This window comes from Thermodesulfovibrio thiophilus DSM 17215 (assembly GCF_000423865.1).
Taxonomy (GTDB): Bacteria; Nitrospirota; Thermodesulfovibrionia; order Thermodesulfovibrionales; family Thermodesulfovibrionaceae; genus Thermodesulfovibrio; species Thermodesulfovibrio thiophilus.
The window spans coordinates 239,427-257,031 of the sequence record NZ_AUIU01000012.1 but is presented as its reverse complement, the minus strand read 5'-3'; the positions used below and the strand labels follow the sequence as shown (position 1 = coordinate 257,031).

The 17,605-nt window shown below is 37.0% G+C and carries 21 protein-coding genes and 1 pseudogene; 2 read left to right on the top strand and 20 right to left on the bottom strand.

Annotated elements, in window-relative coordinates:
• Positions 1 to 49 precede the first annotated feature (49 nt).
• Positions 50 to 1,519 (top strand): Ni/Fe hydrogenase subunit alpha, encoded by a 1,470-nt coding sequence (locus G581_RS10585; protein ID WP_083962619.1) that lies wholly within the window; start codon positions 50 to 52, stop codon positions 1,517 to 1,519.
• A 72-nt stretch (positions 1,520 to 1,591) separates the two neighbouring features.
• On the top strand, positions 1,592 to 2,050 hold the full coding sequence (locus G581_RS0104190; protein WP_028844739.1) for a hydrogenase maturation protease: 459 nt from the start codon (positions 1,592 to 1,594) through the stop codon (positions 2,048 to 2,050).
• A gap of 30 nt (positions 2,051 to 2,080) precedes the next feature.
• Here G581_RS0104190 and G581_RS0104185 read toward each other — a convergent pair whose 3' ends face one another.
• From G581_RS0104185 to G581_RS0104090, 20 genes and pseudogenes are all read right to left on the bottom strand, one after another.
• Positions 2,081 to 3,211, bottom strand: a complete 1,131-nt coding sequence (locus G581_RS0104185; RefSeq protein ID WP_028844738.1) for a metallophosphoesterase — start codon at positions 3,209 to 3,211, stop codon at positions 2,081 to 2,083.
• Between the two features lie 20 nt (positions 3,212 to 3,231).
• On the bottom strand, positions 3,232 to 4,191 hold the full coding sequence (locus G581_RS0104180) for a hypothetical protein (protein WP_028844737.1): 960 nt from the start codon (positions 4,189 to 4,191) through the stop codon (positions 3,232 to 3,234).
• A 126-nt stretch (positions 4,192 to 4,317) separates the two neighbouring features.
• Entirely contained in the window at positions 4,318 to 5,523 is a 1,206-nt protein-coding gene (locus G581_RS10580; RefSeq protein ID WP_083962605.1) for a CDP-alcohol phosphatidyltransferase family protein, read from the bottom strand.
• Positions 5,524 to 5,850: 327 nt separating this feature from the next.
• Positions 5,851 to 6,001: pseudogene (locus tag G581_RS12425) on the bottom strand (IS256 family transposase); the annotation flags it as partial.
• Positions 6,002 to 6,207: 206 nt separating this feature from the next.
• Positions 6,208 to 7,233, bottom strand: a complete 1,026-nt coding sequence (locus tag G581_RS0104165) for a reverse transcriptase domain-containing protein (protein WP_028844735.1) — start codon at positions 7,231 to 7,233, stop codon at positions 6,208 to 6,210.
• A 253-nt stretch (positions 7,234 to 7,486) separates the two neighbouring features.
• Positions 7,487 to 7,819: a diversity-generating retroelement protein Avd gene (gene avd, locus G581_RS0104160; RefSeq protein WP_028844734.1), complete on the bottom strand. Its 333-nt coding sequence runs from the start codon at positions 7,817 to 7,819 to the stop codon at positions 7,487 to 7,489.
• A gap of 21 nt (positions 7,820 to 7,840) precedes the next feature.
• A complete protein-coding gene (locus tag G581_RS10575; protein WP_051178816.1) occupies positions 7,841 to 8,920 on the bottom strand; it encodes a phage major tropism determinant in 1,080 nt (359 codons plus the stop codon).
• Between the two features lies 1 nt (position 8,921).
• Positions 8,922 to 9,245, bottom strand: coding sequence for a hypothetical protein (locus G581_RS0104150; protein ID WP_028844733.1), 324 nt, complete (start codon positions 9,243 to 9,245; stop codon positions 8,922 to 8,924).
• Complete coding sequence (locus tag G581_RS11585) at positions 9,242 to 10,156, bottom strand: phage tail-collar fiber domain-containing protein (protein ID WP_051178815.1); 915 nt, start codon at positions 10,154 to 10,156, stop codon at positions 9,242 to 9,244. Before G581_RS11585 ends, G581_RS0104150 begins: the two co-directional genes overlap by 4 nt.
• Positions 10,149 to 10,778: a phage tail protein I gene (locus tag G581_RS11580; protein WP_051178813.1), complete on the bottom strand. Its 630-nt coding sequence runs from the start codon at positions 10,776 to 10,778 to the stop codon at positions 10,149 to 10,151. Before G581_RS11580 ends, G581_RS11585 begins: the two co-directional genes overlap by 8 nt.
• Before the next feature lie 45 nt (positions 10,779 to 10,823).
• Positions 10,824 to 12,968, bottom strand: a complete 2,145-nt coding sequence (locus tag G581_RS0104135; RefSeq protein WP_028844732.1) for a phage tail tape measure protein — start codon at positions 12,966 to 12,968, stop codon at positions 10,824 to 10,826.
• A gap of 71 nt (positions 12,969 to 13,039) precedes the next feature.
• Positions 13,040 to 13,342, bottom strand: coding sequence for a hypothetical protein (locus G581_RS0104130; RefSeq protein WP_028844731.1), 303 nt, complete (start codon positions 13,340 to 13,342; stop codon positions 13,040 to 13,042).
• 3 nt (positions 13,343 to 13,345) lie between these two features.
• Entirely contained in the window at positions 13,346 to 13,861 is a 516-nt protein-coding gene (locus G581_RS0104125) for a phage major tail tube protein (RefSeq protein WP_028844730.1), read from the bottom strand.
• 1 nt (position 13,862) lies between these two features.
• The gene (locus G581_RS0104120; protein WP_028844729.1) at positions 13,863 to 15,128 is read right to left on the bottom strand and encodes a phage tail sheath subtilisin-like domain-containing protein; all 1,266 of its coding nucleotides are present in this window, start codon (positions 15,126 to 15,128) and stop codon (positions 13,863 to 13,865) included.
• Positions 15,118 to 15,315 (bottom strand): hypothetical protein, encoded by a 198-nt coding sequence (locus G581_RS0104115; protein ID WP_028844728.1) that lies wholly within the window; start codon positions 15,313 to 15,315, stop codon positions 15,118 to 15,120. The genes G581_RS0104120 and G581_RS0104115 overlap by 11 nt, the downstream gene beginning before the upstream one ends.
• A 32-nt stretch (positions 15,316 to 15,347) precedes the next feature.
• The gene (locus tag G581_RS0104110) at positions 15,348 to 15,818 is read right to left on the bottom strand and encodes a hypothetical protein (RefSeq protein WP_028844727.1); all 471 of its coding nucleotides are present in this window, start codon (positions 15,816 to 15,818) and stop codon (positions 15,348 to 15,350) included.
• Positions 15,812 to 16,237, bottom strand: a complete 426-nt coding sequence (locus G581_RS11575) for an HK97-gp10 family putative phage morphogenesis protein (RefSeq protein ID WP_051178810.1) — start codon at positions 16,235 to 16,237, stop codon at positions 15,812 to 15,814. Before G581_RS11575 ends, G581_RS0104110 begins: the two co-directional genes overlap by 7 nt.
• Positions 16,207 to 16,539: a hypothetical protein gene (locus tag G581_RS0104100; protein ID WP_028844726.1), complete on the bottom strand. Its 333-nt coding sequence runs from the start codon at positions 16,537 to 16,539 to the stop codon at positions 16,207 to 16,209. Before G581_RS0104100 ends, G581_RS11575 begins: the two co-directional genes overlap by 31 nt.
• On the bottom strand, positions 16,536 to 16,694 hold the full coding sequence (locus G581_RS12050; RefSeq protein WP_156875192.1) for a hypothetical protein: 159 nt from the start codon (positions 16,692 to 16,694) through the stop codon (positions 16,536 to 16,538). The genes G581_RS0104100 and G581_RS12050 overlap by 4 nt, the downstream gene beginning before the upstream one ends.
• An 11-nt stretch (positions 16,695 to 16,705) precedes the next feature.
• Positions 16,706 to 17,605, bottom strand: coding sequence for a N4-gp56 family major capsid protein (locus G581_RS0104090; RefSeq protein ID WP_028844725.1), 900 nt, complete (start codon positions 17,603 to 17,605; stop codon positions 16,706 to 16,708).

Sequence of the window (17,605 nt, the reverse complement as noted above, 5' to 3'; positions counted from 1 at the left end):
GGGACTGAAAGAAATAATAAGAAAAATAACCCATAAGGGGGGAAATGGAATGAAGAAAATCGAAATTAATCCGATGACAAGGCTAGAAGGCCATGGTAAAGTTACAATCTTTCTTGATGAAAATGGAAACGTAGAAAATGCCTTTATGCAGGTCGTTGAGTTCATGGGATATGAAAAATTTCTGCAGGGGATGCCTATTGAGGAAGTTCCTCGAACTGTTAGCACAATTTGCGGAGTTTGAAGGGGCGTTCATTTTACAGCCTCAGTGAAGGCTGCAGATGCAGTTTATGGAGTACAACCAACTCCAACAGCAAAAAAAATTAGAGAACTTTTCTATAATGCACATCTTGTTGAAGACCATACAGGAATTCTTTATGCTCTTGGTTTTCCTGATTTTGTATGCGGACCAACAGCCTCACCTGCTGAAAGAAATCTTATAGGTCTTGTTCTAAAAGTGGGTGCAGATGTTGGAAAGCTTGTTTTAAAGAAAAGATTTTCAGCTGTTAGAATCTTTGAAATCACAGGCGGAAGGACAAGCCATCCAGTTGCAGCAATTCCAGGTGGATGGTCAAAGAGAATTACAGAAGAAGAAAGACAGGAAATCTTAAAACTCGCTGATGACTGTATTGAACTTGGCAAGCTCACCCTTGATGTATTTGATAAAGTTGTGTTACAGAACAAGGAATATATGGAGCTTGTAACAGGTAATGTTTACAAAGTTGTAAGTAATTATCTCGGTACTGTTGATGAAAACAATAAAGTGACATACTATGATGGGACGCAGAAAATTGTAGATACAAAGGGTAATGAAATTGGAAGGTTTAAGGGTATTGAATATCTTGATTATATTGCAGAAAAAACTCTTCCATGGAGTTATCAGAAAGCACCATATTTGAAGAAAATTGGCTGGACGGGTCTTGCAGATGGCGATGGAACAAGCATTTACAGTGTTGGACCTTTGGCAAGATTCAATGTTGGAAATGGTTTTGATACTCCACTTGCACAGGAAGCCTATGAAAAAATGCTGGCTGCTTTTGGGGGTAAGCCTGTTCACAATACCCTTGCATATCACTGGACAAGAGCAATTGAGCTTATGAACGCTGCTGAAAATGTTAAGAAAATCGCTTCTGATGAAAGCATTACAGATCCTAATGTCAGACAGGAACTTGGAACACCTGTTGGAGAAGGTGTAGGAATTGTTGAGGCAGCCAGAGGTACCTTGATTCATCACTATAAGACTGATGAAAAAGGTATTGTTACTGATGCTAATCTTATAGTTGCCACCTCTCATAACAAAGGACCAATGAATGTAGCTGTAAAAAGAGCAGCAGAGAGCTTTATAAAGAATGGTAAAGTGGATGAAGGAATTCTGAATCTTGTTGAAATAGCTTATCGTCCATACGACTTATGTTTTGCATGCTCTACTCATACACTTCCAGGAAGAATTCCAGTAAAAATTGATATAGTTGACCATAATGGTGAGGTTGTAAAAAGTCTCAGAAATTTTGAAATAGCCTAAGATAATGCTTTTTAAGCGGAGGGAAATGTTTTTTGCCCTCCGCTTTTCTATAATAAAAGTCAGTGAGGAAAAATGAAAACTCTTGTTGTTGGTATTGGTAACCCTAATTTTAAAGATGATGGAGTTGGGCTTAAGATTGTAGAGGAACTTCAGGGAGTAGTTGATACAGTTTCGCTTCTAAATATTAGTTTTCAAATTATTGATTCCATTCTTGGTTATGATAAAGTGATTATTGTTGATGGAGTTAAATCAGGGACAGAACCTGGTAGCATTGTAGAATTCAGCTCTGACTACTGGGCAAATATTTATGCAAGTGGAACGCATAACTTGTCAATTTTTGAGATTATACGAATTGGTTATAAACTTTTCCCTGAAGAAATGCCTAAAGAAATAAAAATTATCGGTGTAGAAGTGGAAGATGTTGAAACATTAAGCAGAGAATGTTCATCAAAGGTGGTTGCAGCAATTCCAGAAGCTGTTGCAAGGATAAAAGAGTATTTGAATATTCAGCATGTTCAAAATGCTCTATAACATTTATGATTACAATGATGTTCTGCACTTTTAATCTAGTCTTTTAATATCAATAACAGTAATTTCAGGTGGAGCAAAAATTCTTATTGGTGGACCCCATGTTCCTGTTCCTTTGCTGATATATAAATGACAACCATTAGTGTCTTCTATGCATCCTGAATCCTTGGTGTAATAAAGGGCTGTGACTATACTGAACGGGAAAAATTGTCCTTTATGAGTATGTCCTGAAAGTTGAAGATCGAAAAATTGCCTTGTTTTATCGTTCACAAAAGGTCTGTGTTTGAGTAAAATAGTAAATCCTGGTTTTCTGAATTTTTCAAAAACTTCTTCCTCAGATAAAATTTTTGTAGAGTCATATCTTTTTACCTCAAAATCATCGACTCCAATAATGTTTATGCCTAACTCATCAATGTAAATCCCTTCCTGTCGTAAAATTTGGAATCCTGCCTGTTCGGTAAATACTAAAGCCTGTTTGAGCCCTGCATAAAATTCATGATTTCCCGTAACTGCAAATTTACCAAATGGAGGTTGAAGTTCTTTCAGTATTTCTACGATTTTGGTTATACCGTTAATCTGACCATCAACTAAATCACCTGTTGAAACTACAATATCAGGATTTATCTCCCTAATCTTTTGAGTAACTTTTTTTACTCTACTTTCTCTTATAATGAGTCCAATATGTAAGTCTGAGATCTGTACAATTCTGACATCTCTTTTGACTTTATTTGTTCTTATCTCTATGTGTTCAGTTTTAATATTTAAAGCTTCGAAATAACCATAAACCAGCATTAATATGGATATAAAAAAAGGAATAAAAAAATACAGTTTAGCCAATGGAAACAGAGAAAACTTTGTTCCAGCCATTTGATTAAAAATAAAAATTAAAAATCTCAGTAAATCAATAAAAATTGAAAAGAAAAAGAATAAAGCAATTAATGCCATCCATAAATAGCCAATCCATGACAGTATAATTGCAGTTTTTTCAAGTCCATGTTTTTCAGCAATTCGTACTATTAAAGGAACAAAAATCATTAAAACCATAAACAAAGCAATGCTTATTTCCCATAACAGACCTGGATTTAAATAGATTTTTAGTTTAAGAAAAGCATAAAGATGAAGAAGTCCGTACAGACTGAAAAATGTCAATATGAAAACAATCATTGTATCGCCATTTCTTGTTTTTAATAATAGTGTATCAATTTATTACTATTTTTGAATATTTTTCTCTTTTCTCCGGTTAAAAATATATAAATAAACGATAACAACAGACTTTTTTTAAATATCTTTGGTATTTTAACACCTGGAGTATGTTTTGAAAGTTTGAAGTAACCGTAAGAGAGTGCATTGTCAAATGTAAATAGAACCTTTATCAGTCGTAAAATTGATATTATTTTACCATTTACTACTCTTACAGACCACTTTATTTTGTTTATAAGTTTTAATCTTTTTGATATATAGATGGAATAATGTTTCCCGTTTTTATTGTTTTGTTTGATTGGATAGGGTAGAACATTTAAAATTTTTTCTGATATGCCATTCAGATAATCTTTGCTATAATTGTAAATTTTTGATATATGATTCCTTCTTTCAGGCCTGATTTCACTTTTATATGTAAGGTTCAATGCGTGTAGCCAGAGTTCTTTTAAATTAAAATGATCTTTAATAGTGGGGATTATATTAAATAGCATTGTTGTAGAAGCGGTTAATATTGATGATATGATTTCCTTTTTTACATCATCATTTTTTGTATATACAAGTTGGATTGGTTGGACGAGTCTTGCCCATAAATATGGCTGAAAACTATTTATTGATGACATTTTTCTGAATTGCTGAAGCGTAAAAATGCCATATTTTGCTTTCAATATCTCATGTCTACATGGTATTTCTAAATAATAAACATTTGGTGGTAGAAAATAACTTAGATATCTATCTAATTTTTGTTTTTTAGGGAATTCTGAAACAATAATATAAAAATCTGCTACGTTATTTTTAAAGTTACCAGTTCTCAGACATGACCCATAAAATAAGATTGCAAGAATGTTGTCTTTATAACTTTTTAAAAATGTATTGACAAAACTTTCAACTTCTAATGGAATATCACCGGTAATCCTGTTACTTATAATGTCGTATAAAGAACCCACCCACACACCTCATTTTTATTAATGATTATAAATTTTACTTTTTGGGACATATTTTTTTTAAACGAAGTAATATAAGAAATAAATGGTTTGGATAAAAAATTCTTTTTAATATGTAATTTTAATGTATTAATAGTCATATATAAATAGTTTGTAGATTTTTTTCTTTTTAGCCAGATCTGAATCTATATTATTTAACCAGGTTTTTAGTGAACCTTTCTCTTTTTTTTCTTTCAGGGCTAAAATAAAACGAATTAAGAGGATAATCGAGGAAAGAAATGTCCATATAGCAACAAGGTACAGTCCTGTATCATAGGCTTTGAATATTGTGGCAACAGTTAAAATGAGTAAATTCGGATTTCTTCTGGCAGTAATTAAACGAAAGAAAGAATCAAAAGGTTTCCAGCAAAATATGCTAAATGGTGCTTTAATGAGCATCCTGAATCCGCCTTCTACAAAGCGTCCCACAGCATAAAATATGATTATAATCAAAAGGCTGAGCCATACCATATTCATAGGAACACCAAGGGATGATAGACTTAATCCCCAACATATATACCAGTAAATTGGATGCACTAAATCAATCACATGGTCGTATAAGTGGCCAAATTTTGTTGATGATATCGTAACTCTTGCAAGCTTACCATCAACAGTATCCAGAAATGTCATAAACCAGCCCACAATCAATCCAAGGGCATATTGATTTTTATAGAATAAAAGACCTGCAATTATTGCGAGGATTAAACTGAGAGTTGTAACATAGTTTGGAGTTATACCATATTTTACACAGAACTTTACTGCTAATTTAGCAGGTTTTGGCCATACAATCCTTGTTATAATGTCTGTTACACCTTTATATGAGCTGTAGTAAAGCTTATCTTCTATGAAATCCTTATCATTTTCTGTTGCATTTAATATAAAAGGCTTATCTGCCTTCCTGAGAGATTTTTGAAAACTTTGCGTTATAATGTTGCTTATATTTTTTATCTCAATATTGCCAGGAATTTGTTCAAACTTATTTTCTTTTATAGCATATGTACAATTCTCTACAAATTGGCCATTTGTATGGATTGCAACAAGTTGTGGTTTTTGTGGTTCTCCAATAATTATGCCAGTGTTATTATGGTTTATTAAGAAATCAATTACTCTTTCATCAAATATATAATCCCCGTTGAATAATATTATATTATTATCAGCATTTATATTATTGATATTTTCAATTAGTTTAATATTGGTTCTTTTTTTTAATGACTTTTCAAGTCTTTCATAAGGTGTTAATCCCCAGATTTTTAGTTCTTTTCCACGAATTATATAGGCATTTATCATTGAACTCATTTACTCCTTATCTGTTTAAGAATAAAAAGACAACAGTGCAAAGCATATTATAACATGCAACTGTTATGCCATTTCTATGTTTTAAAATCTTTTGAATTATCGTCTTTTTTTTATTAAGTTTATTTGGACTGTAGAAAAACTAAAACACCGATGTTGAGAATATACCACATGGGATTGCTGAAAAAGAGCATTAGATTAAATATATCCTTCTTATTGAAGCTTAGTATGATTTATCATTGGTTGAACTTGCTACAATTTAGTAGACACAGAGATAAGACTATTATAAAAATAAGTAGAGAGGCGAAAAAAAATGATTAAAGAGACTTGTCAAGAGAATTGTGTCTGTCCATAATTTTTTCACAAACATCTGTTTCAATTCATACAGAGCAGACTTAACCAGTGGAAGTGGCTCTTTCCATTTATTTTTCTCTATCCTGCTTACTGTTACATATATCGCCACCTCAGCTGTCTTTACAGTGTTCATTACAATTCAAAAGTTCACAAAATTACAATTCACGGTTCACAAAATTACAAAATAACGGTTCACAATTTTACAGTGTTTTTTATGTTTTTCTGGGATATAACGTGACTATTTTGGACTATTCGGGATATCTTAAAGGCTATTTTAAATTAACTAGGCTGCTTTATCTTATGTTGCAACTTTTTATCATACAAAATAAAAACTTACTTCTTTGACAAGACAAATTCACTCAGCATATATTTGAGCGTATTGTATCCATTGCAGTGTTTCATGTATCCAAGAAAGCTCATTAATCGAGGCCTAATATAATCAATGTCTGCCAGTCCATTTTTATATTTATTGCTTAACTTTCTCAGCATTTTTTTAGCCTTTTTGATATTTCTCTTTCTTGGCAATATATGTGTAGTCCAGATGCGATAACCGCAAAAATCAAGCCCGTGTTTATAAGGAAATATTTGGGTCTTGCGATTTAGCGTCAAAAAAAGCCTGCACCCAAGGAATAATTCAGCCTCTTTTAATAAATGCTTGAGATAATCTTTGCTCTGATGCAGTATTATAAAGTCGTCCATATATCTTATATAAAATTTTACGGAAAGTTCCTCTTTCATGAAATGATCGAACTCATTCAGGTAAATGTTAGCAAATAGTTGGCTTGTAAGTGCCCCTATTGGCAATCCGCATTCTTGTTCTGATTTGTTATCAATGATGAGATCTATTAACCATAGCGTATCTTTACATGCTATGGTCCTTCTAATAATATTTTTTAAGATCGCATGATTTATACTTGGAAAATATTTACTTATATCTGCCTTAAGGATATAAAAGTTTCCATGTTCTCTTTTTATCTTTTGCATAAATTTTTGAGCTCGCATTATTGCCCTGTGAGTGCCCTTATAAGCACGGCAGGCATAACTATCGTAAATAAATTTTTTATCAAACAATGGCTCAATAAGGTTGCATAAAGCGTGGTGTATGATTCTATCGCGAAATGCAGGAGCCTGTATCAAACGTTCCTTAGGATCAAAAACATAAAAATCCCTAAATGGCAGTGGCTTGTAAAGCTTCCAGATAAGCTCATTTTGAATAGCGATCAAATTCTCTTCAAGGTTTGCAGTGAATTTAAGAACTTCTTGTCTGTATCTTTTGCATCTACGAGCCTTTAAATATGCTGCATGCAGATTCTGGAAATAATATATTTTCTTATAAATGCCACTAAATGTTTTTGGCATAAATAACCCCAGCCATGTTCAGCTTTACCCTTACTTACCGCTTGGGTCTGTATATCTTTTCCTTTTAACAGGAAGGAATAAGAGCCTGACTTGCTCACTGATATAGCCTCCATAAAGGCTATATTCTGACAATTGTAAGTCACAGGCAAAGCGAGACCCGCAGTTAGTGTTCACAGTCCAAGGATAATTGTTCAAGTTGATCGTCCGGGAGCCACATCGAACCCCATCATACCACATACCGCCATAATCGCCCTTACCCCTCACTTTTGATCCAGCCTCCCAAAAGCCTTCCTATTTCTGAGATAAGTTTACTTACATATTCGTAGCTTTTATGTGATAAATACTTTCTGTCATGAGCGAATCTGACAAGAAATTTGAGCTCCTCGATGCAAATATCGATATCATACAAAACAGATTTTTTGTTTTTGCTCTTGTTCGCCTTAACAATAAGCCTTGCAATTCCGATCAGGCACGATTTAATGTGCGTGCAGAGAACAAATTTTTCATGCTTTGGAAATCTTTCAACAATTGGGAACAAGTACAATGCGCAATCATAAACCTTTTGATATATGATAAGGTTATTCAAAGCAGATCTCCAGAAATCAGACTACAGAGAGTCACAGGCAAAGCGAGACCCGCAGTTAGCGCTCACAGTCGAAGGATAATCGATCAAGCGGATCGTCCGGGAGCCACATCGAGCCCCATCAGACCACATACCGCCACTAATGCATTGAGACACTCCAATGTTATTCGGTAAATATTGTTGGCCAACATTCCATCCCTGCATTACATCATACCATGCCCATGAAGTGCTGTCCTGTCTTATGGTATACTCATCAAGCCATTCCCAAATATTTCCAGCACAATCTATAACATTCATGAGAGAAGTCGCATTATTGACATATCCTGTATTCTGTCTTGAAGTATTTGTTGTTGCGCTCCATGCATTATTGTTGTCAGAATTGTTCCCCTGAGGACTTCCCCATGCAGCCCTCAACCATTCTGCATATGAAAGCAACCTCTTTCCTGTTCTACCTGCCAATTCAACGAAATTATAACCACATAAGCCCTCTGTCCCGGTTAGAGGAACTGAATTATATGTTGATTTACAAGTTCCTGTTATTATGGGGCTTCCATTTCCAGCTGAAAATGTTATAGTTTCACTGACGCTAACAAGATATATATCAACCCATACACCATTGCCAATATAAACCATGCCTTCTGGGGAGCATCTGGGCCTATGAACTAAATCCCATACTGAATTTGGGACCACAACATTATTTGTAATATCAGAAACAGTGAATGAATTTCTCTTTCTCCCATAATGAAATCCACCTATTTTTCTGCTATTATTTGCATTATATCCGGATGGAACGGTGGAGTTTAAAGAAATCAACAACAAACCACTTGTAGACCCATCATCACAGAGATAAACATAATAGTCTTTGCCAAACTGAAAACTTCCTACATCCAACGCAACAATATTTACATCACCTGTAAATTCATATACTTTCCACACTGTTCCATTAAACAATGGAACAATCGTCCCCGCCTTCAAAACCACCCCATTTAGCTGAGCATTCGGCTCAAGATAATGGTCTCCAGCGCCAGGACGAATATTATGTGGCCTTGAAAGGTATGCTGCGTTCAGTGGATAACTTGACGAGTCCTGCCATAATAATCCCATTTTAATCCTCCAGTGAGCTTAATAAGCTAATTATTTCATCCTTAGTAAATCCGAGTTGAATATATCGTGCATACATATTCTCAACCAGCTCATAACAGACAATTTTTTCTGTTCCATCATAGTGCTTTTCTGTCATAACCTTTTCATTTTCACCTGGTTGATAATCTGAAGACACTTCAGCTTTGTAGTTGTATACTCTTTCGTCGCTGAGCAAATCATTAATTTTCTTTTTGACGTCTGATTTACTTAACTGACCATCACTTGCAAGCCCAACAACATTTAAAACATCCTCTTTTGAGTTGAGCCACTTCGGCATTCCTCTCATGATACACCTCCCAATATAATAGCCTTGCCCTGCTGGGGATAGCTAAACCTCAACAGCAATTTATTCTGCGAAATAATCAAAATAGCAGAATAAGGAATATCTGTAAGCTTAAGAGCATTTATGGCGATTCCGCCTCCGCAGTATAGTCCACTTTGTCCACAGTATGCTCCACTTCCGCAGTATCCATCAAGATTAATCTGCTCTGTGTCTTCTTGATATGCTTGAACAATAGGATAACCAGTATTTAGATTGTGCAAAATACTCCATTCGATTGCGCTTGCTTGTTGAAAATGTATGTATCTTTTGGTGTAATTTATATGGTCGTGATGTGTAATTGCATATTGAATCTGTTCAGGAATCTGATGCTCTGACGAAGATTTTTTATGATCATCTATTAATACCTGTATATTTTGATGTGATGACAGAGATTCATTGTGTTCAATAATATCTTTCTTTGTTGCAAGAACAACAGTGTCGTCAATAACTGCGGTAACATTTTCAGCTCTATCAATAACAACATAAGCATCTATAACTGATTCCAGAAAAACGTTACCAGTTGGCGGGATATAATCAGCTTGCTCGCCAGAATAAGAAACTGCATATAAAATCTCTCCAATTTCAGGATCCTGTGCAAATATTCCGAGTTCTCGCGCAAAAAAACCCGCTTGAATCATATTATTTGTTACAACTCCGCGCATTCTTGCAGTTCCGGTGCCAGTTAGTTCTATGCCCTGAATTTGTATGTTGAATTTCTCTGAAATTAAGGCGTCAAGCTCAACAGGATTTATGTTTTCCTGCCAGAATCCATCTCCAAGCGCCATACGTGTAAATGTCAGATTTGTTCCATTAATAGCCTTAGCGAGTAAATTCAAGCCCTTATTTGTAATCATTGTCCCTGAAAAATTAGCCATTTGCCACTCCTATGCTTACATAGTTAGCAACTCTAAAACTGATGTCCGCATAATTAGTTGCTGGATATATATAAAAGTTAGGCATATTTGGCATAACTATGTGTTTGTTGCCAACACATGTCTTCACGCATGCATAAAGAGCTAAGTTATGCTCATGATGCGTTCCAATGCTGTCAAGCCAGCTTCTTTCGTTCTTGTATTCATTTATGGTTTGAACGAAACCGATAAATTCATCTTCAGATTTTATCGGTTTTAGCGAAAAAACTTTAAATCTGTATTTATTGCCATTATATTGAAACCATTCTTTTAATTCACTATCATGTCCTATACTTTTTAGCGCATGTTTTACCGCCCAGGGCGTGCCCCTGTATCTATGCAATTGTATTGCTGATTTGATGGCCTTGCGTTTTTCTTCAACTGTTTCTATACGCTCCCATTCCTCGATATGAAACTGCCATGCAAGCAAATCAAGTAGATTTGTATCAGCGATCTCATCTATGCGTGAATATATAAGAGCATTGATTACCTGAGAGAACAAAGGAGCAAATGCAAGATCAAAGCTATCCAAAAGCGCATCTATGTTTTCTCCCTGAAGGCTTAAAGGCTTAAGTTCTTTTATCATATGCTTTATTCTAATTCAATGAAGCAAGGCTCTAAAGCAATATTTTCAATATGATCTTCTAAACTTTGCTGTTTCAATGCGAGACAGTGTCCTTTCCACTTCTTTTTGTATGATCGAAACGATATCTTTTGCTTCTTTTTCTGTTGCCTGTCCTGTAATATTTACACCACCGAGATTAACAGTGATATTAACCCCTGAAACACCTGCAGCCTTCATTGGCTCAAATGTTTGCTTAATGGGTTGAAACAGGGGTTGAACAATAGCCTTCATTGGCTCAAATGTTTGCTTTAATGCTGTAAGTAAAGGTGCTGGTTTTATGCTCTGTGCAATTGTTTCAATAAGCTTGATTCTGTGCAGTTGTGAAAGAGGACCTTCCCTTGCCGGAGAAAAAGGTAGAAGATTTCTTATTTTTTGTGCGATAGCCTTAACAGCCTCTACTGGTTTTGCTGCCACAGATAAAATCCCTTTCAGGAGAGTCTCGATAAGTTTTCTGCCTGCATCAAAAAGGCTCATACCCGTAATCTTCCTATAAAGCTCATTTAAGGCTTTAATTGGTGCTGTGATAGGATTAATCCAGAGAAAAAGGCCTAATATTTTTCCCCAGTTCTCTTTAAGCCAGTTCCATGCCGATACAAGAGCCTTGCTTACTTTATCCCAGTTTCTCCACAGTAAATAACCAGCTGCAACCAAAGCAATAATGCCCATTATGACCCAGCCCACAGGAGTGGTAAACATGGCTTTAGACATGGACGCTATAGCAGTAATTGCCGTCCTGCTTAATGTCTTTATTAATATCGTCAGCCCACTTAGCACCGGTCCCACTATTTGAATGGTAGTGAGAAAAATTCTCAGAGGAAAGAGCAAAGCCGTAATAACTATTCCAAGAGCTACAAAACCACCTGATACTCCTGCTAAAATTCCCACTGTCCAGCCAAGTATGCTCGCAAGTGTTTTATGTTCTTCAAAAAAATCGCTCAGCATATCAGTAAAGTAGTTTAATGTGGTCGCAATCCCTTTTAGAGCTGGCGCAAGAGAAGATCCAATCAAAGCAAACAGATTTTGAGCAGTTCCAGTAAAGGCCTCCCATACATTTCTCAGAGATGAAGATACTGTCTCAATTCTTTTCGTCAGAGATGCCTGCTTTGCCATAGCTTCATTCATTTGGTTATATCCCTCTATCCCTTCTGTTACAAGCGTTGCAAGCATTTTAAGGTCTTCACCGCCTGCGCCTGTAAGTTTACTGAGGGCTTCAAATAGTTCAGATTGTGAAAGAATACCCCTTTTATATGCTTGAGAGATCTTGTCAATCTCTGCAATTAATTCTTCAGGCTTTTTAATTTGTCCTGTTTTTTTATCTATTGCGTCAAGATGAATTCCATATTGAGAAAGCTCTTTATTGAATTTATCCAGTTTTCCTGAATCCAGGAAAGCCAGAAATAAATTAGAAAGGTTATGTCCTACTGTTTCACCTGAATATCCAAGCTGTACGAACCTGCCAACAATCGGTGCGAGTTGCTTGCTGACTTCCAGCCCCTGCCATCCAAGTATTTTTAAGGCGCCGCTTAATTTAGAAAAGGAATACTGCATTTCTGAAGCATTAACGCCAAGATGCCCAAGCCTTTGAACCACATCCATAAAGTCTTCAAGATCTTTCTGGGAAATGCCAAGAGCCTGGCTGAACTTTGCCACATAAAAACCAGCCTCTTCATATGGTATTTTTAAAACTGCTCCAAGATATGCTGCTGATCTAAGCCCGCCATTAGCAAGAACATCTCCCTCTATGCCAAGCTGCCTCATTACTGATGCAAGTTTGTAGAAATCAGCTGAAGTTCCTGGAAGCTCTGCTCCAAGTTTTTTTGCCTCACTGTCTACCTGCTGAAAAACTTCTGGAATTACTCCTCCTGCTTCCATAAAAGTTGACTTGAGCGACAGAGAAGCATCCTCTAATTCGCCGAAAGACTTCATTGTTCCGGCAAAGGCTCCAGTCCATGCTGCAGCTCCAACCATTGACTGAAAGGATGTGGCAGTGTTTTCCAGGGATTTTATTTTCTCCCCAAACAGTTTGAACTTGCTCGTTGCTCTCTCAACATCGGCAGAGAGAACTTTTGTTGAATTTTGAATGTTCCTTATGGAGGCCGTAACGTTATCTACTGCCTTAAAAAGTATGGCAAGAGAAAAAATATTTTCCATCTATCTTTCCTGTTGCAATTCTTTTAAATATTCATTTAATCGCAAAACCCAGAAAGCAATCTCTCTTAGGGTCATTTCTCTGATGTCTGAGTAGCTGAATCCTCCCTCTTTGATAAGTCCAAAGATTGTTGTTTTGTCAGGGAGAAAGGGTATAATTCACCAAACGCAGAAAGCAGAATTAGAACATCCTGAAGTGGCATTTCCTCCAGATCAAACTCCGTTACTGGTTTGTTGTCAATAAGCAGTATTTTTGATAATAAAAGCTTTGAGATCTCTCCTGGCTGATTTGCTAGCATCATTGCATCAAATAGATCCTTGCCCTTGGCTTCCCTAAAGGTTGCAACTCTTTTATCAGAAAGCTTTAGTTCCTTCACTTATTATCCTCCAATGTTTATTTTGTAGTCCTGCAGTATGTCTTTGCCCTGAATCTTATAAATGTTATTGATTGTATCCACTTCAATGACATCCTGTCCGTCCACATCAAGCTTGTAATAGATGCACGACACAGTTGCCTCTGCCTCTGCTGATTCTGCCTTTTTAAGTTTGCCAGAGTCCCACTCCTTAAAAAAACCTCTTATTTCTACCTTAACCGAGCTTGTTTTAACAACTCCTGTCTGTTGCCAGTCCTGCATCGGAGCGTAGATAATTATTGTTCTTGCAGTAAACGGATCTGCTGCAAGTGCTATGAATTCATGATAGACCGAGTTAAATTTTATTCTTGCTTCAAGTTTATCCAGCCCCGTTGGAAACTCTCCATCCGCATAAAGGCCAAGCGCCTTTGTGTCTGAAAATTTAAATTTTACCTTTGGAAGATCGATCTCTTCTGCCTTTGCAATAAAGTCTGTGCCGTCAATATAAACACGCGCATTAAATACTTTGGATATTTCTATCATTTTAGCCTCCTATAAGTTTTTTAAGCAGTTCTGTATTTATTACCTGTTCAAAAGTAATTCTTTCGGCAGGAGTTGGCGGCATAATCTCATATGTGAATGTGAGATGTCCATTTGCAAGCTCTGTCTCTGGATTTTTATCTGGCAGGAAATAGCATCTTCCGTCTATCAGAGCTCCTCTTCCAATTAGTGTGCGTATGAAGGCATTTACCATGCTGAGAACTCCATCAATCGCTACTGTGATTGGTTTGTCCAGCCACTGCATTGTGGAGTATTCAATAGACTCTGCAATTATATCCGCAGTTCTACGTACATTGATAAAATTTTTAGGATCCGTCTTCGTAGGCCATGCTGCAGAACGGTTGCCCCAAACACGGTAGCCTGTGCCAAAGGAATTGAAAACCGTTACGATACCATTTTCATTCAGAATATTTGTCTGTGCCTGCGGATCATTAATTGAGGCTGTAATGTAACGCTCTATACCAACAATCCCCAAAATTTCATTGTTTGATGGAGACCACCAATATCCATTTTCATGGTCTACTTTTGCAATAACTCCTGCAAGCCTCTGGCTTAATGGTTCCAGCCTTTCCTGGTTTGTATCGGTATCCCAGACTTTCAGGTGAGGATAGCAGATTACAGCTCTGTATGCCGATGTATTCAGCTGGCCACCTGTTCCACGGGCATTGATCACCTGCTGAACGGTCATACCCAATGGTGCATCAATAAGGGCAATTGCTCTGTGGGTTTCGCATAGAGCAATCATCTCAGCAGACACTGCAGATTGTTCACAGTACACGGGCACAAGAATGATTTTTGCTGTAAAGCCAAAACGGCCGTAAAACTCATCTATAAGCTTAAGTCCTGTGCGTCTACCTGTAATTCCGTTTATTGTACCTATAATGTCAGATGAGGTCACAACAGATGGGTCTGGATTATCGCTGGTATCTTTATGGGTTCTAGGATCAAAAACATTTACTGCAATGATAGTTGTCCCTCCGTGATCAAAAATAGCATCAAAGGCATAGGGAAGGGTATATCCCGTTGCCGCATCGCCAAAGTAGTATGCTGCGTCATCTCTACTGAGAATTAATAGAGGATTGTTAATGGTTTGAGCATACCAGTCATCTTCTGATATATCCTGTGGCTTTGTAAGATGCACCGGAGCAGTGCCCACCAGGAAAACCACCGCAGATTTTACTTCTCTAACAGGAATTGGTCCTTTGAGGATCTCTATTGTTTCTACACCGTGCAGATAATTAGCTGGCATCGCTTACCTCCTTTTTTTTTGGCCTTGTTGGCGTTTCATTTATTCGTTCTATATATCCCAATCCTTCATAAGTTTGAACAATCTCTGCATCTTCTGGAAGATCAACGTTTTTATGAGGGAAAAGCATATATGCATTGCCTCCAATTTCAATTATCGTTGGATAATTAGTTTTTATCCTGTATTGCATCGTATTCCTCCTAAAGTTTATCAGTGATTATTTTATTTGCTTACCTCACTGGAAAGCGCTTCTCCTTCATATGTTTTAATTCTTATTGCAAGAATTTCAGAATCCTCAAGGGAAACAATATACTTACCATAACCAGTAAACTGTATTTGATAACAGAACTCTGCAGATTCGTGATACATGAGCTTTACAGATTTAATTCTTAAATCAAATCCCCATGCTTCAAATCCTGTTATTGCGTTTAAAATATTTTCAATTACTTCATATGCTCCCTGTCCTTTTTCTTTCAGGCTCCTGAAAAATACAAGGCAGGAACCTGCAAGCACTACTCCATAATGCCCTGTATAATGCATTTCCTGAAAATCCATCGCATCAATAACAAGCCTTGCTGTCGGAAAGGCTTTGGGACGATAAAAAAGCTCATCAGGCTTGCCTGACCATGCTTCAGCGGGAATGCCTTTTTGTTTAAGCCTGTTTATTATCGCCTGCTCTATCTCAATTAACATCCCTTTATTACCTCCTTAAATAGCCTTCCTATAATTCCAGAGCTTAAAACATGCTCAAACACAGGTTTCATAAATGCTCTTGCAGGCATTCTTCTGGTTCCATGCTCATGAAAAGAGGCATACCAAACAGGTGTTCCCACCGCTGCCTCAAATGTTTTTACCTGCGAGGTAAAGCTCTGAGCAAGAGTGGTTGTTTTATGGAGTATCTTTTCAGAGAATCCCTTTTTAATCTTCTGCTTAAGGTATGCTTCCTTAAGTTGTGACCACTCAACGTTTAATGTCCTGCCTTCAGCCTTGAAAAGCTCACTTAGTTTTGATTCAGCATACTGAGCAGTCTGGGCCACTGTTTTAGTGATTGACTCTCTTATTTTTCTCTCTATGTCTGCTATTACTCTATCAGCGTCTCTAATGTCTGCCATTTTACCGCTCCTTTTGGCACAACACCAAGCAATGCTTCCGCTTCTGCTGTGAGCTCTTTTACTCTAATTAGCTCTGTTTTTTCATTCCCTCTCCAGTAAAGATTCACACTACTTGCAAGCTCGCCCACAGATAGTAAGATCCATGCTTTCTTGATTTTGCTATCTGTATCATCAACTGTTTCTACTTGCAGCATGTCTTTTATTCTTTTCTCAGCAAGGACAATCGCACTTTGTATCTCGTTCTCAGAAAAATCTGCTCCAGCTGTATTGAGAAAGCTTTTTATATCATCAACTGTTATCATTTATTTTTTCTTTTTTCTTCATCTATGGCTTTTGCATATCCTGCATCAATCAGAATTCTTCCCACTTCGTCGTCAACTTCCTGAGAGCCAGGGGCTACTTTTATTTCTTTGCCATTAATCCATACTGAACTATCCTTTTCAATGTATATCTTCATCATATGCCTCCTTAATTGGATTCTATCCTCAACAGTGCTGGTTCATAGAGTCTTTTTGCCGCAAAATAGGCCTTCCATCCCACAGTTTTGATTCTGCCAAGTTTATCAACATTGGTATAGACCATCTGAATAGAGTTCCCATCTATATCAACCACGCCGTAAGCATTCTGTCCTAAAAGCACGCTCTGGTAAACATCACTTGCTGGGGTACCTCCACCAGCTCCCGCAAGAATCGGAAGAGTTGTTGAAACTACTATTTGTGCTCCTCCAAACGTTCCCACCACTCCTTTTTCAAGTGCTTCATATTTGGCGCTAGCAAGAGTAATAAGCTCTTGGGCGGTAAAAAGATCGAGGATTTTGTCTGGATGAACCAGAAGAACATAGTATCCATCAGGGAATGGTAAAATTTCTGCTCTATTTAGAAGATTTACACCTTTCCGCACATCATCTTTTGAAAGTTTTTTTGTACCATCAAGTCCTGATCTACCTGATACACCAGAGGCATAGTATACATTTGTGCCCGCAGTAATCTGCTGCATAGCTACAGCATCAAGACTTTCTTCCGCATTATACGATAATAGATCCGTTGCCACATCAACGAGAGGGGTGAACGAAGTAATATCTGTGAACTCATCCAGATCTATGTAGTTTCCATATTCATTTATAGACACCTGAACTTGCTGAGCTGCTATGGATGCTCCTTGAGCAGGAGTTGGCTGATCTGTAAGAGGAGTTGTTGCCTTCTGCAAAGGAGAAAATCTCGTAAAAACAGCAGTTCTTCCCGTGTTCGGGGTAAAGCTATGTTTTTGACCATATCGTGTCGCAATAAGATTTGCCTTCACATACTCTAAAAGCTTTCTCTCATAGTATGTAGGGAAAAGCTCCGGGTTTGTCTGTCCTGTTACTGGCAT